The organism is Bacillus sp. MYb56 (assembly GCF_002976445.1).
Classification (GTDB): domain Bacteria; phylum Bacillota; class Bacilli; order Bacillales; family Bacillaceae_G; genus Bacillus_A; species Bacillus_A mycoides.
The window spans coordinates 1-16,328 of the sequence record NZ_PCOH01000051.1; the positions used below are offsets into that span (position 1 = coordinate 1).

The 16,328-nt window shown below is 30.4% G+C and carries 18 protein-coding genes and 1 pseudogene; 17 read left to right on the top strand and 2 right to left on the bottom strand.

The features are described 5' to 3' along the window. The 15 genes from CQ058_RS28645 to CQ058_RS31995 all read left to right on the top strand — a co-directional run. On the top strand, positions 1-236 hold a 236-nt coding region (locus CQ058_RS28645; RefSeq protein WP_142396427.1), incomplete at its 5' end, for a DDE-type integrase/transposase/recombinase. Positions 237-821: 585 nt separating this feature from the next. Continuing rightward, the gene (locus tag CQ058_RS28650; RefSeq protein ID WP_002193652.1) at positions 822-1,856 is read left to right on the top strand and encodes a bis-aminopropyl spermidine synthase family protein; all 1,035 of its coding nucleotides are present in this window, start codon (positions 822-824) and stop codon (positions 1,854-1,856) included. A 20-nt stretch (positions 1,857-1,876) separates the two neighbouring features. Beyond that, the gene (locus CQ058_RS28655) at positions 1,877-3,544 is read left to right on the top strand and encodes a carbamoyltransferase family protein (protein ID WP_105590143.1); all 1,668 of its coding nucleotides are present in this window, start codon (positions 1,877-1,879) and stop codon (positions 3,542-3,544) included. Between the two features lie 13 nt (positions 3,545-3,557). Next, the gene (locus CQ058_RS28660; RefSeq protein WP_002191891.1) at positions 3,558-4,316 is read left to right on the top strand and encodes a DUF5591 domain-containing protein; all 759 of its coding nucleotides are present in this window, start codon (positions 3,558-3,560) and stop codon (positions 4,314-4,316) included. Then, positions 4,282-5,061 (top strand): glycosyltransferase family 2 protein, encoded by a 780-nt coding sequence (locus tag CQ058_RS28665; protein ID WP_002095004.1) that lies wholly within the window; start codon positions 4,282-4,284, stop codon positions 5,059-5,061. Before CQ058_RS28660 ends, CQ058_RS28665 begins: the two co-directional genes overlap by 35 nt. A gap of 11 nt (positions 5,062-5,072) precedes the next feature. Continuing rightward, positions 5,073-5,873, top strand: coding sequence for a class I SAM-dependent methyltransferase (locus CQ058_RS28670; RefSeq protein ID WP_002191890.1), 801 nt, complete (start codon positions 5,073-5,075; stop codon positions 5,871-5,873). Between the two features lie 126 nt (positions 5,874-5,999). Further along, a complete protein-coding gene (locus CQ058_RS28675) occupies positions 6,000-6,656 on the top strand; it encodes a PIG-L deacetylase family protein (protein WP_105590144.1) in 657 nt (218 codons plus the stop codon). Positions 6,657-6,673: 17 nt separating this feature from the next. After that, positions 6,674-7,672 carry an ABC transporter ATP-binding protein gene (locus CQ058_RS28680; RefSeq protein ID WP_002191889.1) on the top strand — a complete coding sequence of 333 codons (999 nt, stop codon included), beginning with the start codon at positions 6,674-6,676 and terminating at the stop codon, positions 7,670-7,672. Further along, positions 7,669-8,460 (top strand): ABC transporter permease, encoded by a 792-nt coding sequence (locus CQ058_RS28685; protein ID WP_000760370.1) that lies wholly within the window; start codon positions 7,669-7,671, stop codon positions 8,458-8,460. The genes CQ058_RS28680 and CQ058_RS28685 overlap by 4 nt, the downstream gene beginning before the upstream one ends. A gap of 2 nt (positions 8,461-8,462) precedes the next feature. After that, a complete protein-coding gene (locus CQ058_RS28690; protein ID WP_002191888.1) occupies positions 8,463-9,251 on the top strand; it encodes an ABC transporter permease in 789 nt (262 codons plus the stop codon). A 12-nt stretch (positions 9,252-9,263) separates the two neighbouring features. Beyond that, positions 9,264-9,926, top strand: coding sequence for a 7-cyano-7-deazaguanine synthase QueC (queC, locus tag CQ058_RS28695; protein ID WP_002191887.1), 663 nt, complete (start codon positions 9,264-9,266; stop codon positions 9,924-9,926). A 2-nt stretch (positions 9,927-9,928) separates the two neighbouring features. After that, complete coding sequence (gene queD / locus CQ058_RS28700; RefSeq protein ID WP_000426941.1) at positions 9,929-10,420, top strand: 6-carboxytetrahydropterin synthase QueD; 492 nt, start codon at positions 9,929-9,931, stop codon at positions 10,418-10,420. After that, positions 10,413-11,129 (top strand): 7-carboxy-7-deazaguanine synthase QueE, encoded by a 717-nt coding sequence (gene queE / locus CQ058_RS28705; protein WP_002191885.1) that lies wholly within the window; start codon positions 10,413-10,415, stop codon positions 11,127-11,129. Before queD ends, queE begins: the two co-directional genes overlap by 8 nt. Positions 11,130-11,172: 43 nt before the next feature. Beyond that, positions 11,173-11,760, top strand: coding sequence for a GTP cyclohydrolase I FolE (gene folE, locus CQ058_RS28710; protein ID WP_000054143.1), 588 nt, complete (start codon positions 11,173-11,175; stop codon positions 11,758-11,760). Positions 11,761-12,037: 277 nt separating this feature from the next. Then, on the top strand, positions 12,038-12,205 hold the full coding sequence (locus tag CQ058_RS31995) for a hypothetical protein (RefSeq protein ID WP_000625960.1): 168 nt from the start codon (positions 12,038-12,040) through the stop codon (positions 12,203-12,205). Positions 12,206-12,293: 88 nt separating this feature from the next. Here the strand turns inward: CQ058_RS31995 and CQ058_RS28715 are convergent, their stop codons facing one another. After that, positions 12,294-13,454, bottom strand: coding sequence for a tyrosine-type recombinase/integrase (locus CQ058_RS28715; protein ID WP_002191884.1), 1,161 nt, complete (start codon positions 13,452-13,454; stop codon positions 12,294-12,296). A 358-nt stretch (positions 13,455-13,812) separates the two neighbouring features. On the opposite strand from CQ058_RS28715, the gene CQ058_RS28720 reads away from it, so the two are divergent. Beyond that, a complete protein-coding gene (locus tag CQ058_RS28720) occupies positions 13,813-14,796 on the top strand; it encodes a hypothetical protein (protein WP_002191883.1) in 984 nt (327 codons plus the stop codon). 1,005 nt (positions 14,797-15,801) lie between these two features. Beyond that, positions 15,802-15,897, top strand: a pseudogene (locus CQ058_RS32955) (Tn3 family transposase); the annotation flags it as partial. Between the two features lie 283 nt (positions 15,898-16,180). Here the strand turns inward: CQ058_RS32955 and CQ058_RS28725 are convergent. After that, positions 16,181-16,328, bottom strand: a 148-nt coding sequence (locus CQ058_RS28725) for a zinc ribbon domain-containing protein (protein ID WP_142396429.1), incomplete at its 5' end; no start/stop codon positions are given.

The following is a 16,328-nucleotide window of genomic DNA, read 5'->3' on the forward strand; positions in this document are numbered from 1 at the left end:
ATGTGCATACGAAACATTGCACCGTTAAGCATTTCAATAATCTCATCGAACAGGACCATAGACATATCAAGCGACGTTTTGTCAAATCCGCAGGATTTCAAAATCTTCGTCATGCTTCATGTACAATCAAAGGAATCGAAACCATTCATGCCCTATATAAACAAAGGCGAAGTCTTCAAAGAGACTCCGCCTTTTCAACGTACAATGAACTTCAACAATTACTAGCTACTTCCTAAACATTGTTCCTCATTTATCAACCTGTTTATGCTTTTTCTAACTTTGCAGCAGAACCTATGGGAGGCACTTCAAATTGCCGTGCCCTTACAAAATAGACCTCCCCCAATAACCCCCGAAAATAAACATTTTTTGAAAAATTTATAAAAAGGAAAATCGACAAAAATCTCTAAAAAAAAGGCTCTATACTAGGTTTTTTGAAAATCCTAATATAAAAATTAAAATAATATAAATACCCATAATTATTCCTAGTATTGTTTTATCAGGAAAAATTTTACTTAATTTTCTGAATAAATTTTATCTACAAATATAATTTATTTATTAATCAGAAAATTATACTTTTATGCTAATATTGGTGGTGCAGCTCTGTTGCAAATATTTGAATTACACAATTATCTATATAAGGGGGAATGTGAAATGGAAAAGGAATATATTCATGAAGAAATGCTAGAGCTTGAAGATCTTGAATTAGATGAAGAGGATTTACTAATTCGTGCAGGCAAGACATTAGGTTAAGTTTTAAAATAAGGAGGTTACATATGCAGTTTAACTGTATATGTAACTTTTTTTAAGGTAGGGTATACAGTATGAAAGAAAATAAGATGATTTTATTATATCAAAGATTTATTGAATTAGACTATGAAGAAGAGTTAGATAAAGTACCAAAATTAAAAAACAGAGGGGTACTTTTGAATTTTTGGAAAAAATGGTATGAAATTAGTGAGAAACAATTCGAATTTATAATTTGGAAGTCCATTAATACTGTAGATACTTTAGATGATTTAGTCAAAATAACTGGGACTTTAAGTTTGGCTTTAAGATTATTAAAAGTATTAAGAGAAAGAAATTTAGTTGAAATTATAGAAAATAAAATAAGGTTTTCACAAGAATTAACAAGTGGTATTTTATATGAACCAACCCCTTTTCCTAATACAGGATATGAGAATAAAATAAACAAAAAAAAATATGCTCAATTTAAAGCTACTTGGGATAGTTCGTTGAGGAGAGCTGAAATAATAAATCAAGAGTTATCATCTAATAAAAATATCTTTTTTTGCGGAGATGATGATTATACAAGTTTGGCCCTTAAACAATATAAAAACAGAGAAATAGGTGTAGGAGATATTGACGAAGAACTGATTGAATATTTTAAACATGCAAACAATGATATTGAGTTTTATAATTTTGATGTTAGAAATGAAGTTATGGAAGATTTAAGGAATAAGTATGATGCAATACATTGTGACCCTATAGATGATGGTAGAGGGTTAGATTTGTGGTTAAATAGAGCTAATGAATTATTAAAAGGTCAAAAGGGTGATTTAATTTTTTTAAATATAAGTGTTAAAAGATTAGGTAATAGGGCGGTTTATTTGCAGAATTTCTTGACATCTTTAGGTTTTTATTTAAAAGAAATTATTCACGATTTAAGTTCTTATAAAGTGGCTGAAGAGCCTTACATTGATGAAGAATTAATAAAAAAGGACTTAGATGGAATTGGTTTTTCTAAAGATACATTTAATAATTTGTATATTCAAACAGATATGTTAGTTTTTGTACGATTAATAGATAAACCAACCCTTTTTCCGCAAGAATATTATGAGATTAGAAGAAAAATATAAAATAACTGCGAGGTAAAATAATGTATGTTTTAGGAGTCAATGGGTGGGACTTTGATGTTCATGATGCAAGTGCGTGTTTATTTTATAATGGTAAATTAATAGCTGCAGCTGAAGAAGAAAGATTTATTCGTCAAAAAAAGGCATTAGATAAAATTCCATATAATTCAATAGCTTATTGTTTAAAGGAAGCTGAAATTACTCCAAATGAAGTAGATCATATTGTTATGGGCTGGGATGTAGAACAATTATATTTTGAGAAGTATTCAAAGAAGCTTAACAAAGATGAATGTCTTGAAAAGATTTTTCCGAAGAGAATTTTTAAGAGAGATAAAGATCCTCAAATTCATATGTGTTCTCATCATTTGGCACATGCTTCTGGTGCGTTCTTTAGTTCGGGATTTAACGAAGCTACCATAATAGTTATTGATGGAAGTGGAGAAGAAGAGTCAATAACGATAGCAAAAGGAAAAGGTAATATAATAGAAGTACTAGAAAAATACCCGTTGGAACATTCTTTAGGTATTTTTTATGAAGCATTAACTGTATTTTCAGGTTTAGGGAGGCATAATGAAGGGAAGTTAATGGGCCTATCTTCATATGGGGAAGAAATATTTGAATTTCCTGATATACTGGAAAATCCTTTGAAACCAAATAAAAATACAGTTAGTGTGAATGGTAAATATTTTTCGGTATTAAAAGATTGGATAAAAGTTATTAATAGTATAACAAAGATAGCTCCTAATTATATTAAATATGAATATAATCCATTAGATTCAATACTATTAATGAATTCATCAGTAATGGAATATAAAAATATTGCAGCCTCAGGTCAGGCAGCCTTGGAAAGAGCAATTGTTAAGCTTGTAAAAAAAGCTATTAATCTAACTGGAATAGATAATTTGTGTCTTTCGGGAGGAGTAGCATTAAATTGTATAGCGAATAGAATTATAGCTGATTTACCAGAAGTGGATAGTTTGTACATTCAACCAGGTGCTTCAGATAGTGGGGTAAGTATTGGAGCAGCTACATGGTTTCTTGCCGAAAATGGTATAACGCCTATGTTCACTGAAGATCATGTATATTCTGGTCCGGAATTTCCTGATTCTAGTATCTTAAATATATTAAAAAAATATAATCTATCATATATAGAATTAGGTTCTAATAAATATGATAAATGCTCCGAGTTATTAATTCAGAATAAGATAATAGGAAGATTTTCTGGAAAGATGGAATTCGGTCCTAGAGCTTTAGGAAATAGAAGCATAATAGCTAACCCTCAGAGTAGCGATATGTTAAATAAAGTAAATACCATTAAGAAAAGAGAGCAATGGAGACCATTGGCTCCTAGCATCATAGATGAAAACGCTTCTGTAGTATTAGAAGAAAAAATAAATAACCCTTATATGCTGTTAAATTCTACTGTTAAAAAAGAGGTACATCATTTAGTTCCAGCAATAGTTCATGTTGATGGATCAACAAGGGCTCAAGTAGTTACGAGGGATATGAATTCTGATTATTATGAAACAATCTATAACTTTTACCAGAAAACAGGAATTCCTGCAGTTATGAATACATCGTTTAATGTAGGAAAAGAACCAATTATATGTAACCCAAGTGATGCTATTAGGTCATTTTATGGATCAGAGATGGATGCCCTTTTATTAGGTTCATTTTTGATTCTTAAATAAAGGAGGAGAGATTTTGAGAAATAGAAATTATTCTAATCTACAGGATGAAAGGATAAAGGATTTGGTACTTAATAAAAAAAGTTATCCTTACTACCCAGAATATATACTATTAGATTTAATAAAAGAGGAAACAGTTTTTAAACGAGGAGCTTGCTCAAAGTATATTCATCATGAAGAGTTCAATACATGGCAGGACTATTTTTGTGGGGATTATTACGAAAAGCCTCAGGGGAAAAGAATTGCTTTTTTACAAGTTTGTTCTTGGGCTAAACCATATGACTTTTCATATATTGGTAAAAAAATTAGAGAAGTTACAAATAAATACCCAATGGTTCATCCAATTATTTTATCAAATGCGGGAATTATACCATATGAATACCAAATGAATCCTACTTTTTGTGCGTACGATTGGATGGAAGATATTGAGGATCCAGTAATTTATGAAGAATTAATGAAAGAATATAGGGATAAATTGATACAAAGAATTAGGAGATACCTAGAATCAAATTCATACGATGTAGTAGTACAATATGGTATACCGGTAAAAAAATATTCAATGGCTCCTGCAATTAAAGATATTTGTAAGGATCTAGGAATTGCTTTTCTTTTAACCCCAGATATAGAAACATATAGAAATAATAAAGGTAAATTAGTCGAGTTAAAGGATTCAGGAGAATTTTATTGTTTAGATGAAGTTTTGAGTAGTATGGATAATTCTTTAAATAAGGTGAGTAGATATGTTGAATCTATCAATTGTAATACCAGCTTATAACGATATCAGATTGGGAAAGTGTTTAAAAAGTATTGATGAAAATGTAGAGATTGTCGTTGTCTTAAATGGTGCAACAGAAGAAGTAAAAAAAATCGCCTATTCTAGCAATGCAGTAATTGGGGAATTACCTACACCTAATTTAGCAAAAGCTTATAATTATGGAATTGAAATTTCTAGTAAAGATAATGTGTTAATTATGGATTCAGATTGTGTTTTTATGCCAGGTACCATCAATAAATTATTCAAATTATTAGATGCAGGATCTTTGGCTAAAGGAAGGGTGATGTTTTCCTTTAACAGCAAAATCGGAAAAATCATTGCACGTGCAAGACATATACATACTTGCAAAAAAAATGCATATTCACCTCCTTTGGCATTTAATAAAGGAATCTTAGCGAAGGTAAATGGATATTATTTTGATGAGAATTTATCTTGGACAGAGGATTATGATTTTGATATTAGAGTTCAATCTGCAAGTCTTAAGATTTTATATGATGATAATGCAAGAATTATTCATCCAGAGTTAAGCATTAAGCAAGATTTGAAAAGTTCATTTAATTATGGGGTAGGTCATGCACGTGGGGTTTTACACAAAAAAAATGGTTATTATGAACCTAAAAATAAAACGAGGTCGATTATTAACTCATATAAGTATATCAAAAAAAAATACGGTTATTTAACTGCTTTCTATCTCATATTTTGGCAGATTGCCTTTTATAGGGGATATAAAAAAGAAATACATTAAGGAGGAAAACAATGCAGCAACAATACGATGAAATTTCTGAATTATACGACATTATCATACCAGAACCTGATGGTATTTTTGATTTTTACAGTGGTTTGGTAAAACCAAATGATGAAGTTTTAGATTTGGGGTGCGGTACTGGTAGATTATCTTTTATTCTTGCTGAAAAAGGCGCTAATGTAACTAGTGTTGATATATCAGCAGGAATGATTGAAAAAGCCAGTAAGAAGTTAGATGAGATGCCAAATATTAAGGGTAAAATAGAATTTAAGGTTTCTTCTGCTACAGATTTTAAGTCTGAAAGAAAATTTGATTTTATATTTATGTCTGGTGGTGTATTTGAATATTTACTTACATCGTCACAACAAAAATTAGCTCTTAGAAATATTAAATTACTATTAAAAGAAGGCGGGATTTTTGTTTTCGATATTATTACACCTCCAACTATTCTTCCTTATTCTAAGAGAGTGAGTGATGGAGGAAATAGTCCTATTAAAGGGGAGAATTTTAAAAATTATAAAGTTAAATCATGGGATGTCGTAAAAGCAGATCATTATAAGCAAATAGTTGAAACCACTTGTTATTTTGAGGTTTATGACATAGCAGATAATTTTTTAAGTGAAAAAAATTTTAGATTTCTTGCAAAATATACTTTACCATCCGAAATGCAGTATCTCTTAGAAATAGAAGGATTCAATATAAAAAATTTTTATGGTGATTACAATAAAAATCCTTTTGGGAGGAATAGTGAATTTATGGTGTACGAATGTAGGAAGCAAGGGGAAAATTTTAATGATATAGAGTGTGAATAGACGCTTTTAAAAAAGTATATTTTTCTAGTGGAAATAAAATGTATCCAGTTAGTATACTCCAGAGTAAATAATTTTTAATTAAAATAATAGGTAAATGATTTACCTGTTCAATAAAGGTGATGCTGAATGAAGGATATAGTAAAAAAACATTTAGTTATAGCGCCACACCATGACGATGAAGTCATTGGCTGTGGTGGAACAATTGCTCAAGCTATTAGTAAGGGTGAACATATAAAAGTAGTAATAATCACAAAAGGAGATTTATCTGGAGGTGTAGGGGATTTAAATGAAATTATTTCAAATAGAGAGAACGAGTGTATAAATGCTTGTAATACATTAGGGATAGAAAAAGGAAATGTTAAATTTTTAAAGAAACCAGACAGATCACTTGTGTATTCTTTAGATTTTGTGGAAGAAATTATTCACGAAATCTCAAAATATAAGCCTAATTTTATTTATTTCCCCCATGATATGGAAAGTGATAGGGATCATCGAATAGTAAATGAAGTTGTATCAGAAGCAATATTCCTGTGTCAATCAGGGTTCTTAAAAGAGAATTGTGCTCCGATGTGTTTACAGTATGAAGTATGGACTCCCATGAAAAACTATCAGGTTGTAAAAGATATTACCAGGTTTATTGAACTGAAAAAAGCATCAATTAAAAAATATGAATCCCAACTTAAAACATTAAATTTGGTTGATGGAGTTTTGGGGCTAAATTCTTATAGGGGTATGCAGGCAGGAGTGCAATTTGCAGAAGTTTTTAGAGTGGTAAGTAAGTAGTAAAAAGGAGAGAGAAGATGGATATCATTGAAATTGAAAATGTATCAAAAACTTTTGAAAGAGTAAAAATTGAAGAAGGATTAATAAACTCTTTCAAGAGTTTATTTAAAAGAGAAAAGGTCAAGGTTACTGCTTTAAGTGATGTGTCATTCAAAATAAAAGAAGGTAAAATAATAGGGCTTATTGGCGCGAATGGTGCTGGTAAGTCTACCTTAATGAAAGCAATGGTTGGGTTAATTAAACCAACTTCCGGGAGAATTTTGGTAAATGGATTTAACCCCCATGATAAGAAGAAAGATTTTTTAAAGTCAATTGGCGTTGTTTTAGGACAAAAAAATCAGCTATGGTGGGATCTTTCCCCTTACGAAACATTTTTATTACATAAAGAAATATATGAACTGTCTGATACAGAGTTTAGAAAGAATGTAGATGAATTAGCTAAAAATCTTGGGGTATCAGAAATTCTTAAATCGCCAGTAAGGAATCTATCGTTAGGAGAGAGAATGAAATGTGAGTTAATTGCTTCAATCTTACACTCACCTAAGATATTATTTTTAGATGAACCGACTATTGGATTGGATTTTCTTGCTCAAAAGAATATTAGAAATTTTCTCAAGAATTATTGCAAAGAAAGAAATACAACAGTTGTAATAACTAGCCATTATTTCCCGGATATATATGAGTTATGTGAAGAATTAATAATATTAAAGAATGCAGAAGTTGTTTTTAATAACAATTTCAAAAAAATAAAAGAAGAAATTAAGAGTTATAAATATATATATCTTAGCTTTGAAAATGAAATAAATTCTCAAGATCTTAAGAAATATGGAGAAGTTAAAGAGTCGGATAAATTTAGTGTAACAATAAAAGTTCAAGATAAGTTAGTGAACGAGACCATATCTAGCATATTAAAAGAATTCAATGTTATTGACTACAATTTGACTGAAATGTCATCACAAGACCTCATTGAAGATATTTATTCAATGGAATCGACTGGAGTGAAAATAACAGTATGAAGAAGTATTTAAAACCAATGATGCTTTCATTTCAAGCGGTTTTTCAGTATCGTATGAATGTTGTATTATACATGATTTTTGGTTTAATACCGCTTGTGGCTTTAATACTATTGTGGCATTCTCTCTTTGAAACACAAAGCAATATTCAAGGTTATACTCTTGAAATGATGATTACTTATGTAATAATTGCTAAGTTAATTGAACTGTTACTAATTCCTGAAATGCACTGGTCGATAAATGAGGAAATACAATCCGGTGAATTATCAAAATATCTTATAAAACCATTTTCATATTTTGGATATTGGTTTAGTCATAATTTAGGTAACAAAATTATTCATTTACTGATGTCAGTGATACCGATAATACCGATAATATTCCTGAACAGGGATTATTTTCTTTTGCCTACTTTAAAATATACTTTCCTTTTCATTCTTTCAATAGTAGGAGCATTAATACTATATTATATGATTTATTATTTGATATCACTCTTCTCATTTTACTTTGTAGAGATATCATCCTTTTTCTTTACTGTAGATATAGTATTAGAATTATTATCTGGATCGCTTATTCCGCTTGAATTTTTACCAGCTCCGTTAAATACAATAACTCAGTTTTTACCTTTTTCATACTTAATTCACTTTCCGGTAAATGTATATTTAGGAAATTTAAGTGGCACTGAAATTGTAAATGGATTAATTTCACAAGTGATATGGTCTTTAGTTTTCTATGTCCTTATTAGAGTACTTTGGAAGAAGGGGTTAAATAAATATGAATCTGTTGGTGCATAAATATGATTAGATATTTAAAAATGTTAAAAGCAATTCTTAAAATTAATTTAAGTAATATTATGATGTATAGAGTTAACTTTTTTTTAAATATATTAGATAGCGTTGTTTGGTTCATTGTTACATTAGTATTTTTTAATAGTATATTTGATAGTTTTGGTAATATTAATGGTTGGAATACAAATGATATTTATTTGTTAATTGGAACAAGTGAGTTGATAAAATCTTTGATGTTTACTCTTTTTATTAATAATCTACCGTATATACCGAGTTTAGTTAACCAAGGAAGTTTAGATCAGATATTGTTTAAACCTATTAATAGTCAGTTTCTAGTTTCATTAAGAAAGCTTGATTTAGGGAATTTAGGGAACTGTTTACCAGCCGTGCTGTTAATTAGTTATGCATTATTACAAAAGGGAGAGAGTGTTAGTATTGTAAATGGATTTTCTTTCTTGGGTCTATTGTTTTTAGGGATTATACTCTCGTATTCTCTGTGGTTTATTTTAATGACTTTATCTATATGGTTAACCAAAGTTGAAGGTATGCATGAGTTATTTCTTGGTACTATGACATTACTTAGATACCCATCTTCCTTATATAAAGGAATAAGTCGATTTGTTTTTTTATTTGTTTTTCCTATTGTTATTGTTAGTAATATTCCAACTTATGCTTTAATTGGTCGATTAGAACTAAACGATGTATTCGCGTTAATGGGTTATTCTATTGGATTTTTTATTATTTCAATTTATTTTTGGAAGTTTGCCTTAAGATATTATAACAGTGCAAGTAGTTAAGGGGAGAATAAAATGTACTCTAATGATAAAGCAATAGTTGTTTTTAGTGGTGGACAAGATAGCACAACATGTTTATTTTGGGCAATGCAACAGTTTGCGGAGGTGGAAGCTGTAACATTTAACTACAATCAACGTCATAAGTTCGAAATTGATTGTGCAGCGGAAATTGCGAACGAGCTTGGCATTAAACATACAGTGATAGATATGAGCCTACTAAATCAGCTAGCTCCAAATGCGTTAACAAGAAAAGATATGGAGATTACACACGAAGAGGGTGAATTACCATCGACATTTGTAGATGGGCGAAATTTACTATTCTTATCATTTGCTGCTGTATTAGCAAAACAAGTTGGAGCACGTCATATTGTAACGGGTGTATGTGAAACTGATTTTAGTGGTTATCCAGATTGCCGTGATGTGTTTGTGAAATCGTTAAACGTTACATTAAATTTATCCATGGATTATCCGTTTGTCATTCATACACCACTTATGTGGATTGATAAAGCAGAGACATGGAAAATAGCAGATGAACTTGGAGCATTCGAGTTTGTTAGAGAAAAAACTTTAACATGTTATAACGGAATCATTGGTAATGGTTGCGGTGTATGTCCAGCGTGCCAACTTCGTAAAGCAGGTTTAGATACGTATCTACAAGAACGCGAAGGAGGGAATTAATAATGGAAAACTTTTTCGGATTTCGCATTGTAGAAAATTTGCAAAAAATGGACAAGGATATTCAGCGTGAGCAATTAAAATACCATAATAAAAGAGTAATGGTCAGCAAGGAATTTACATTTGATGCAGCACACCATTTGCACTGTTATGAAGGTAAATGTAAAAATTTACATGGTCATACATACAAAGTTGTATTTGGTATTAGTGGATATGTAAATGACATTGGACTTGCAATTGACTTTGGAGATATAAAAGAAATTTGGAAAAACGAAATAGAGATTTATTTGGATCATCGCTATTTAAATGAGACATTACCAGTGATGAATACGACTGCGGAAAATATGGTTGTTTGGATTTATGAAAAGATGGCGGAAGCATTAACAAAAGGGAATCGAGCAGAAGAATATAAAGGAGCTCGTGTCGAATTCGTACGTCTCTTTGAAACACCAACGAGTTATGCAGAAGTAAGACGGGAGTGGATACTCGATGAGTAAGATTCCTGTGTTGGAGATATTTGGCCCAACCATTCAAGGAGAAGGAATGGTTATCGGACAAAAAACGATGTTCATTCGCACAGCAGGTTGTGACTATAGCTGCTCTTGGTGCGATTCAGCCTTTACATGGGATGGCTCAGCAAAAGAACAAGTTAGACAAATGGCGCCAGAAGAAATTTGGAATGAACTTGTTGAAATTGGTGGAGAAAATTTTTCTCACGTTACAATTTCAGGTGGGAATCCCGTTTTGCTGAAAAATATTCAGTTTCTTCTTACTGTATTAAAAGAGAATGGAATTCGTACAGCGATTGAGACGCAAGGGAGTAAGTGGCAAGAATGGTTACTTCAAATTGAAGAAGTGACAATTTCGCCTAAACCACCAAGTTCGAAGATGAAAACAGATTTTACGATGCTAGATTCTGTTATTCATAAATTAGAAAGAAAAGATTTTAGTTTAAAAGTAGTCGTATTTGAAGATTACGATTTTGAATATGCAGTAAAGGTGCACAAGCGATATCCGCAAGTACCATTTTTCTTACAAGTTGGGAACGATGATACGAAAACGGTGGATGATGCAGCGCTTATTAAAAACTTATTACAGAAATATGAACGGTTGATTGAAAAAGCTGTACAGTGTAAAGAAATGAATGATGCAAAAGTATTACCTCAACTTCATGCTTTAGTATGGGGAAATAAACGAGGCGTATAAATAAGAGCATTTTATGAATAAATTGATAAGGTGGAAATAATATATGAGCTTAAAAACAATCCAAAGTGTAGAAATTGATACTGACAAAATTGAAGTAGCAGTAAAAATGATTCTTGAAGCAATTGGAGAAGATATTAATAGGGAAGGTATTTTGGAAACCCCAAAGCGAGTAGCAAAAATGTATAAGGAAGTTTTTCAAGGTTTAGGTCAAAACCCTTCTGAACATTTGTTAAAAATATTTAATGAAAATCATGAAGAATTGGTATTAGTTAAAGAAATTCCGTTCTATTCTATGTGTGAACATCATTTGGTACCTTTTTTTGGAAGGGCCCACATAGGTTATATTCCTAATAATGGAAAAGTAACTGGGTTAAGCAAATTAGCTAGAGCTTTAGAAACCATATGCAAAAGACCACAGTTGCAGGAAAGAATAACCAATGAATTAGCAAATGTAATTTTTGAAACTTTAGAGCCAAAAGGAGTAATTGTAGTAATTGAAGCTGAGCATATGTGTATGACAATGAGAGGTGTGAAAAAACCTGGTTCAATGACTATAACTTCGTCATATAAAGGAATATTTAAAGATAATAGTACACTTCGAAGTGAAACTTTAAATTTGATAGAGAGATAGAATTATATCGATATTATGCTAAAAAAGTACATACAGAACCTATGTTAAATACAAATTTGTATTCTATTCATGAGCAAACGTATAGAAGAAAGTAGACGCTCATTATCCTAGTACGTCTAATCGAAAGGCATTGCTGAAGACTTTGGCAGTGCTTTTTCTAAATCAACTTTTTGATATTTTTCATTCTGCTCACAATATCACTTTATATTTTTTGAGAATATATCCACACCTATCGGCATATATCTTAAACACAATAGATATATGAAAGGGTGAGAGTATGATTTCATCATATTCAGTAAGATACATTTTAATAACAGGTAATACTTTTATAAAAAAAGTGATTACTGTATATGCATCTTCAGCTTTCTTTGCGATTGAAAAAATCAAAAAAGAATTAGAACGCCGCTTTTCTAATCCTACAAAAATTGAAGTCTATGCAGTATAAATATTTAAAACAATTCAAACGGACAAGGTGAAACGGGATATTTGTTTAACCTTGTCCTATCTCGAATTTATTATATATTAATTACATATTAAAATTCATCATCACCGATTAAATTTCCTACATCATTATCCTTTGTAAGTCTTTGCTTCAAGTAATTTTCTTTTGTAGTTCTATCATTTTTATGGCCAACTGCAGCTGCTATGACATGAGGTGCTAGCCCCTTATAATCATATAAGTACTGTACATAAAAATGTCTAAAGAAGTGAGGGGTAATTCGTATATTCTCTGTAAAAAGTAACTTGGTATCCTTAATAATTTTAGAAATATATTGTGACAAGTAATTCTCTCTATAAGCAGTATGGTTCTTTGTTTGAAATATAGTCCCACCATTTTTAGTCCCAATGTTTACAGGTAACCTTCTCCGGATTCGAAATGCAACAATACGATTAAAAATGTCCTTATTAATAGAAACAATCCGTTCATTATCTCCCTTTGTATCAACTGTTAAATAGTAACGTCCACGTATAGCGTCATACTCAAGATCTTCCCATTTGGCATGAGCGACTTCTGCAACACGTAATCCCGTAGTAGCCAGGACCGATAATAAAGCGTAATTGATTTCATTGTCCTTATAGTAATGAAGCAGATGCTTCACTTCCTCATATGATAACTCGCGTTTTGGTTTATGTTGTTTATTAACGGTCGTACTTAGAATCTCTACATGAAGAGGTTCCTGGATATATTGAATTTCATACATCCATTTCAAGTAAGAGCGGATTACACCAAGTTTTCTACTAATCGTAGATACTTTGTACTTTTCTTTTGATTGATAGGAGATTGCCTCCTGGGATAACCACTTTTGGTAGTTTCGGATATGTCGTTTTCTTAAGTTCCTCCAAACTTGGCCAATTACATAATCTTTAACATCTTGCTGCAGAAATTCTGTGCTTTGTTTGATGAAAAAATAGAACTGGCTTAGATCACGTGCATATAGAGTCCTGGATGCATCCTTTATACGTTTTTCTTGGTCAAAATGTGTTTGCCGATTTAAGTAGTAGTACAATATTTCTTCATCTGAAAATCCCTCATATGTATATGAATCTTCTCTTTCGTTATTTTCCTTTTTAAATTCAGCTTCATTTATATAATCACGATTCCATAATGCAATTATGTTTGCGAAATTTTGTTTTTGTTTCTCTATATTTTCTAATGAAGTTTCACTATGTATTGTAATCAATTCAAATTTCATTGTCATTCAACTCCTTATTAATTTCTTTTGTATCTATTATTATAACTGAATTACATTCAAAATTATTTACATATCAAAATTAAATTTTATAAAAATGAAAGTGTTATATAACCATAGAAAAACTCACATTTTCTATGGTTATTATCTATTTATTTTTTTAAATTACCTTTTATATAATTTCTAATTACATAAAAGGTAATTTAATTAGAAATTGAATTTTAATTTCATATATATTTAGAAATAAATTAAGTATTGATTGTGTTATAATTAATTTGCACTATATATTTTAGAAATTTAACTTTACATAATAAAATTATTGATTTCAGATAACAGAAGTTTACACATAGGAGGAAAAGATATGTTTGAAAGACAAGAAATGAATATGAATACGAATGAAGTAAAAGCTTATTTAGGAATTAGTAGCTTCATTTTTACTACTCTTATGAAACAAGAACAATTAAATCCAATTAATCGAGAGACCTGGCGTTTAGATGGTAGCTTTTTATTTAAGCGAGAAGACATAGAAAAGTTGAAAGAAGATCGTGAGACAGAAGGAATTACCTTATATCAGGCAGCCAAAGATTATAATGTGAGCATGTATCAACTTGAAAAGTGGATAGAACAAGGAGATTTGACTTGTTCTATACAGAAACATCGTAATCGTGAGACTAAATTTGTACATGAGGAAGAAATAAATGGATTGGTACAGCAATTGAATCAGACCAATACTCTATATACATTCTCACAAAAGTATAATGTAGTATTGTTCCAAAAATTTATGGAAGGTAATAAATTAGCACGCATTATATCTATTCCGAAGCGCGGGGATATTGTGCTTATTGATGAGTTTGGAAACAATATGACACTAGAAGATGCACTAAAAAGGGGGTATGAACCTTCATATGTTCTATCCGATAAACCAAGAAGCCATCATCAAAGGTTTGTCAAATTTCGTTTTCCTAAATCAGATCAATTACGTAGTAATGTTTTTCAAATAATTGATTTGGTACTACAGTATGTATCACCACGAAATATAAAGGTTTCTGAAGAAGATGAATTCTGGTATTTTGATGTTCGTCAATCTATTATTCAATTACCAATGCAAATGCAGGTAGAATGGATTGATTGTTTAAGCCCGTATATAATAGAAGGAAAATTAACAAGACGTGTTAATAATAGCGTGTATTTAGATAGCAGCAGTGTGACTAAGTCAGTAACGATTACAAGCAATGAATACCATACAATCACAAAGATTGTAAATGAAACGAACAGTTCTATTGAAGAATTTATTGCAAGCGCAATCCGAGATAAAATTAATCAACATATGTTGTATAAAAGCTAAAATCTTTATCACATTAAGAAGATAACATTTCAAAGAGAACTACTGTACTTCTAGTGGTTCTCTTTTTGTTGCAATAATCAACAAATGTTTTAAAAATAGAAGTACATTTTATTAATCAGATAAATCAGACGATTATATTCTAGCATGATTCCAATTATCTGAAATGTATGAGCAAAAATACATTTTCATACGAGATTTTTATTGAAATTACAAAATACTCATCAGAATTGATTGTAAGCAATGATAATTATCGTTGGTATAATTGTATTGTTATTATACTTAAGAATGTTTAAAGGTGAATCTGATAATTGATTTTTTGTGATGTACAGAAAAAACCAATTATCACATCCTTTTATTTTCACACTAGAACCTAAAAAGAGGTTCTATTACAAAGTTTCTTAATAGAAAAAGTTATGTTGCAAAAAGAATTGGGCCTATTAATTATATGAAGAGAGGCATGTATTGTGTTGCTAGACAAAAATACTTGATACACCAATGTTTACCATAACTTACTTTAAATTAGTTTACATAAGATATATTATAGGTAGTTAAAAATTTCATCAAATCTTTATCTCAAAATGAATAGTATTCTTATGTCATTGAGATGAAAAAGGGAATTTTCTTGTTTTTCAGATCTGTGTTATGGATAACGTCATGAATTAAACCGATCTAGGTTGGCCACAGAATCTTTTACTAAAAAAGATTTATTTCTGTTATTTAAGATTTATATTACTGGATTAATATTTTAATAGATAGCAAGTTTTAATTCTAAGCTAAAAATGTTTCATATCTCAAAACAAAGAGTATTCTTGGTTTTTGAGATATGTGAGAAAAAAAATGCCAGTTTATGCAGCCTTCCTTTGTATTTAATTCAAAAAATATCCAAATTCACTCTATATTTTTTGCTTTATAAAATAAAAAAACATATATGGTTCCTTTTTTAGCATGTATTTATTATATATTTTAATATGCTCCAGAATGGAATCTTCTTACCTTTAATCGTTTCAATTACAGCGTGCTAATGCATTAAACATAATTATCAATGCAATCAGTATATGGAACACTGTGTATCTGTCTCAAGCCATTCAATACATGAAAAAAGATTGGCAAACATAAAGAAGAACTAGGTTTATTTCTAGAAAAAATTAGCAGTCTTTCCAAAGGACTTAATAACAACAAAAGGAGCTAAACTATATATGTTAGCTCCTTTTACTTACAAATTATTTAATTATAAAGGATACGATTCCTAAAATAATACACAGAATGCCGCCTAATAATTGTCCTATTCCAAAAGCCTGTCCAAGAATCATTGAACTCCCCCCACTTTCACTTCGTTTAGAAGAGGGGGATTCCTAAGTAAAGAGTTCTATCGAACTCTAATTTATTAGGCTATCTCCACAGTCCTTGCGGTTAGAAGCCTTATCGCTTCATTCTTTAGATTGATACTTGCGTTAATATCCCTATCATGGTGTGTACGACAAGAAGGGCAGTCCCATTTACGTAGGTTTAGATTTTTAACGTCTTTGTTTTGA

Bases quoted from the DNA above. Each gene is read 5' to 3' on its own strand.
- CQ058_RS28685 (WP_000760370.1), top strand. From the start codon at position 7,669: ATGAAGAAGTATTTAAAACCAATGATGCTTTCATTTCAAGCGGTTTTT.
- CQ058_RS28670 (WP_002191890.1), top strand. From the start codon at position 5,073: ATGCAGCAACAATACGATGAAATTTCTGAATTATACGACATTATCATA.
- CQ058_RS28665 (WP_002095004.1), top strand. From the start codon at position 4,282: ATGTTGAATCTATCAATTGTAATACCAGCTTATAACGATATCAGATTG.
- folE (WP_000054143.1), top strand. From the start codon at position 11,173: ATGAGCTTAAAAACAATCCAAAGTGTAGAAATTGATACTGACAAAATT.
- CQ058_RS28715 (WP_002191884.1), bottom strand. From the start codon at position 13,454: ATGAAATTTGAATTGATTACAATACATAGTGAAACTTCATTAGAAAAT.
- CQ058_RS28680 (WP_002191889.1), top strand. From the start codon at position 6,674: ATGGATATCATTGAAATTGAAAATGTATCAAAAACTTTTGAAAGAGTA.
- CQ058_RS28690 (WP_002191888.1), top strand. From the start codon at position 8,463: ATGATTAGATATTTAAAAATGTTAAAAGCAATTCTTAAAATTAATTTA.
- CQ058_RS31995 (WP_000625960.1), top strand. From the start codon at position 12,038: ATGATTTCATCATATTCAGTAAGATACATTTTAATAACAGGTAATACT.
- CQ058_RS28720 (WP_002191883.1), top strand. From the start codon at position 13,813: ATGTTTGAAAGACAAGAAATGAATATGAATACGAATGAAGTAAAAGCT.
- queE (WP_002191885.1), top strand. From the start codon at position 10,413: ATGAGTAAGATTCCTGTGTTGGAGATATTTGGCCCAACCATTCAAGGA.
- queC (WP_002191887.1), top strand. From the start codon at position 9,264: ATGTACTCTAATGATAAAGCAATAGTTGTTTTTAGTGGTGGACAAGAT.
- CQ058_RS28650 (WP_002193652.1), top strand. From the start codon at position 822: ATGAAAGAAAATAAGATGATTTTATTATATCAAAGATTTATTGAATTA.
- CQ058_RS28675 (WP_105590144.1), top strand. From the start codon at position 6,000: ATGAAGGATATAGTAAAAAAACATTTAGTTATAGCGCCACACCATGAC.
- queD (WP_000426941.1), top strand. From the start codon at position 9,929: ATGGAAAACTTTTTCGGATTTCGCATTGTAGAAAATTTGCAAAAAATG.
- CQ058_RS28655 (WP_105590143.1), top strand. From the start codon at position 1,877: ATGTATGTTTTAGGAGTCAATGGGTGGGACTTTGATGTTCATGATGCA.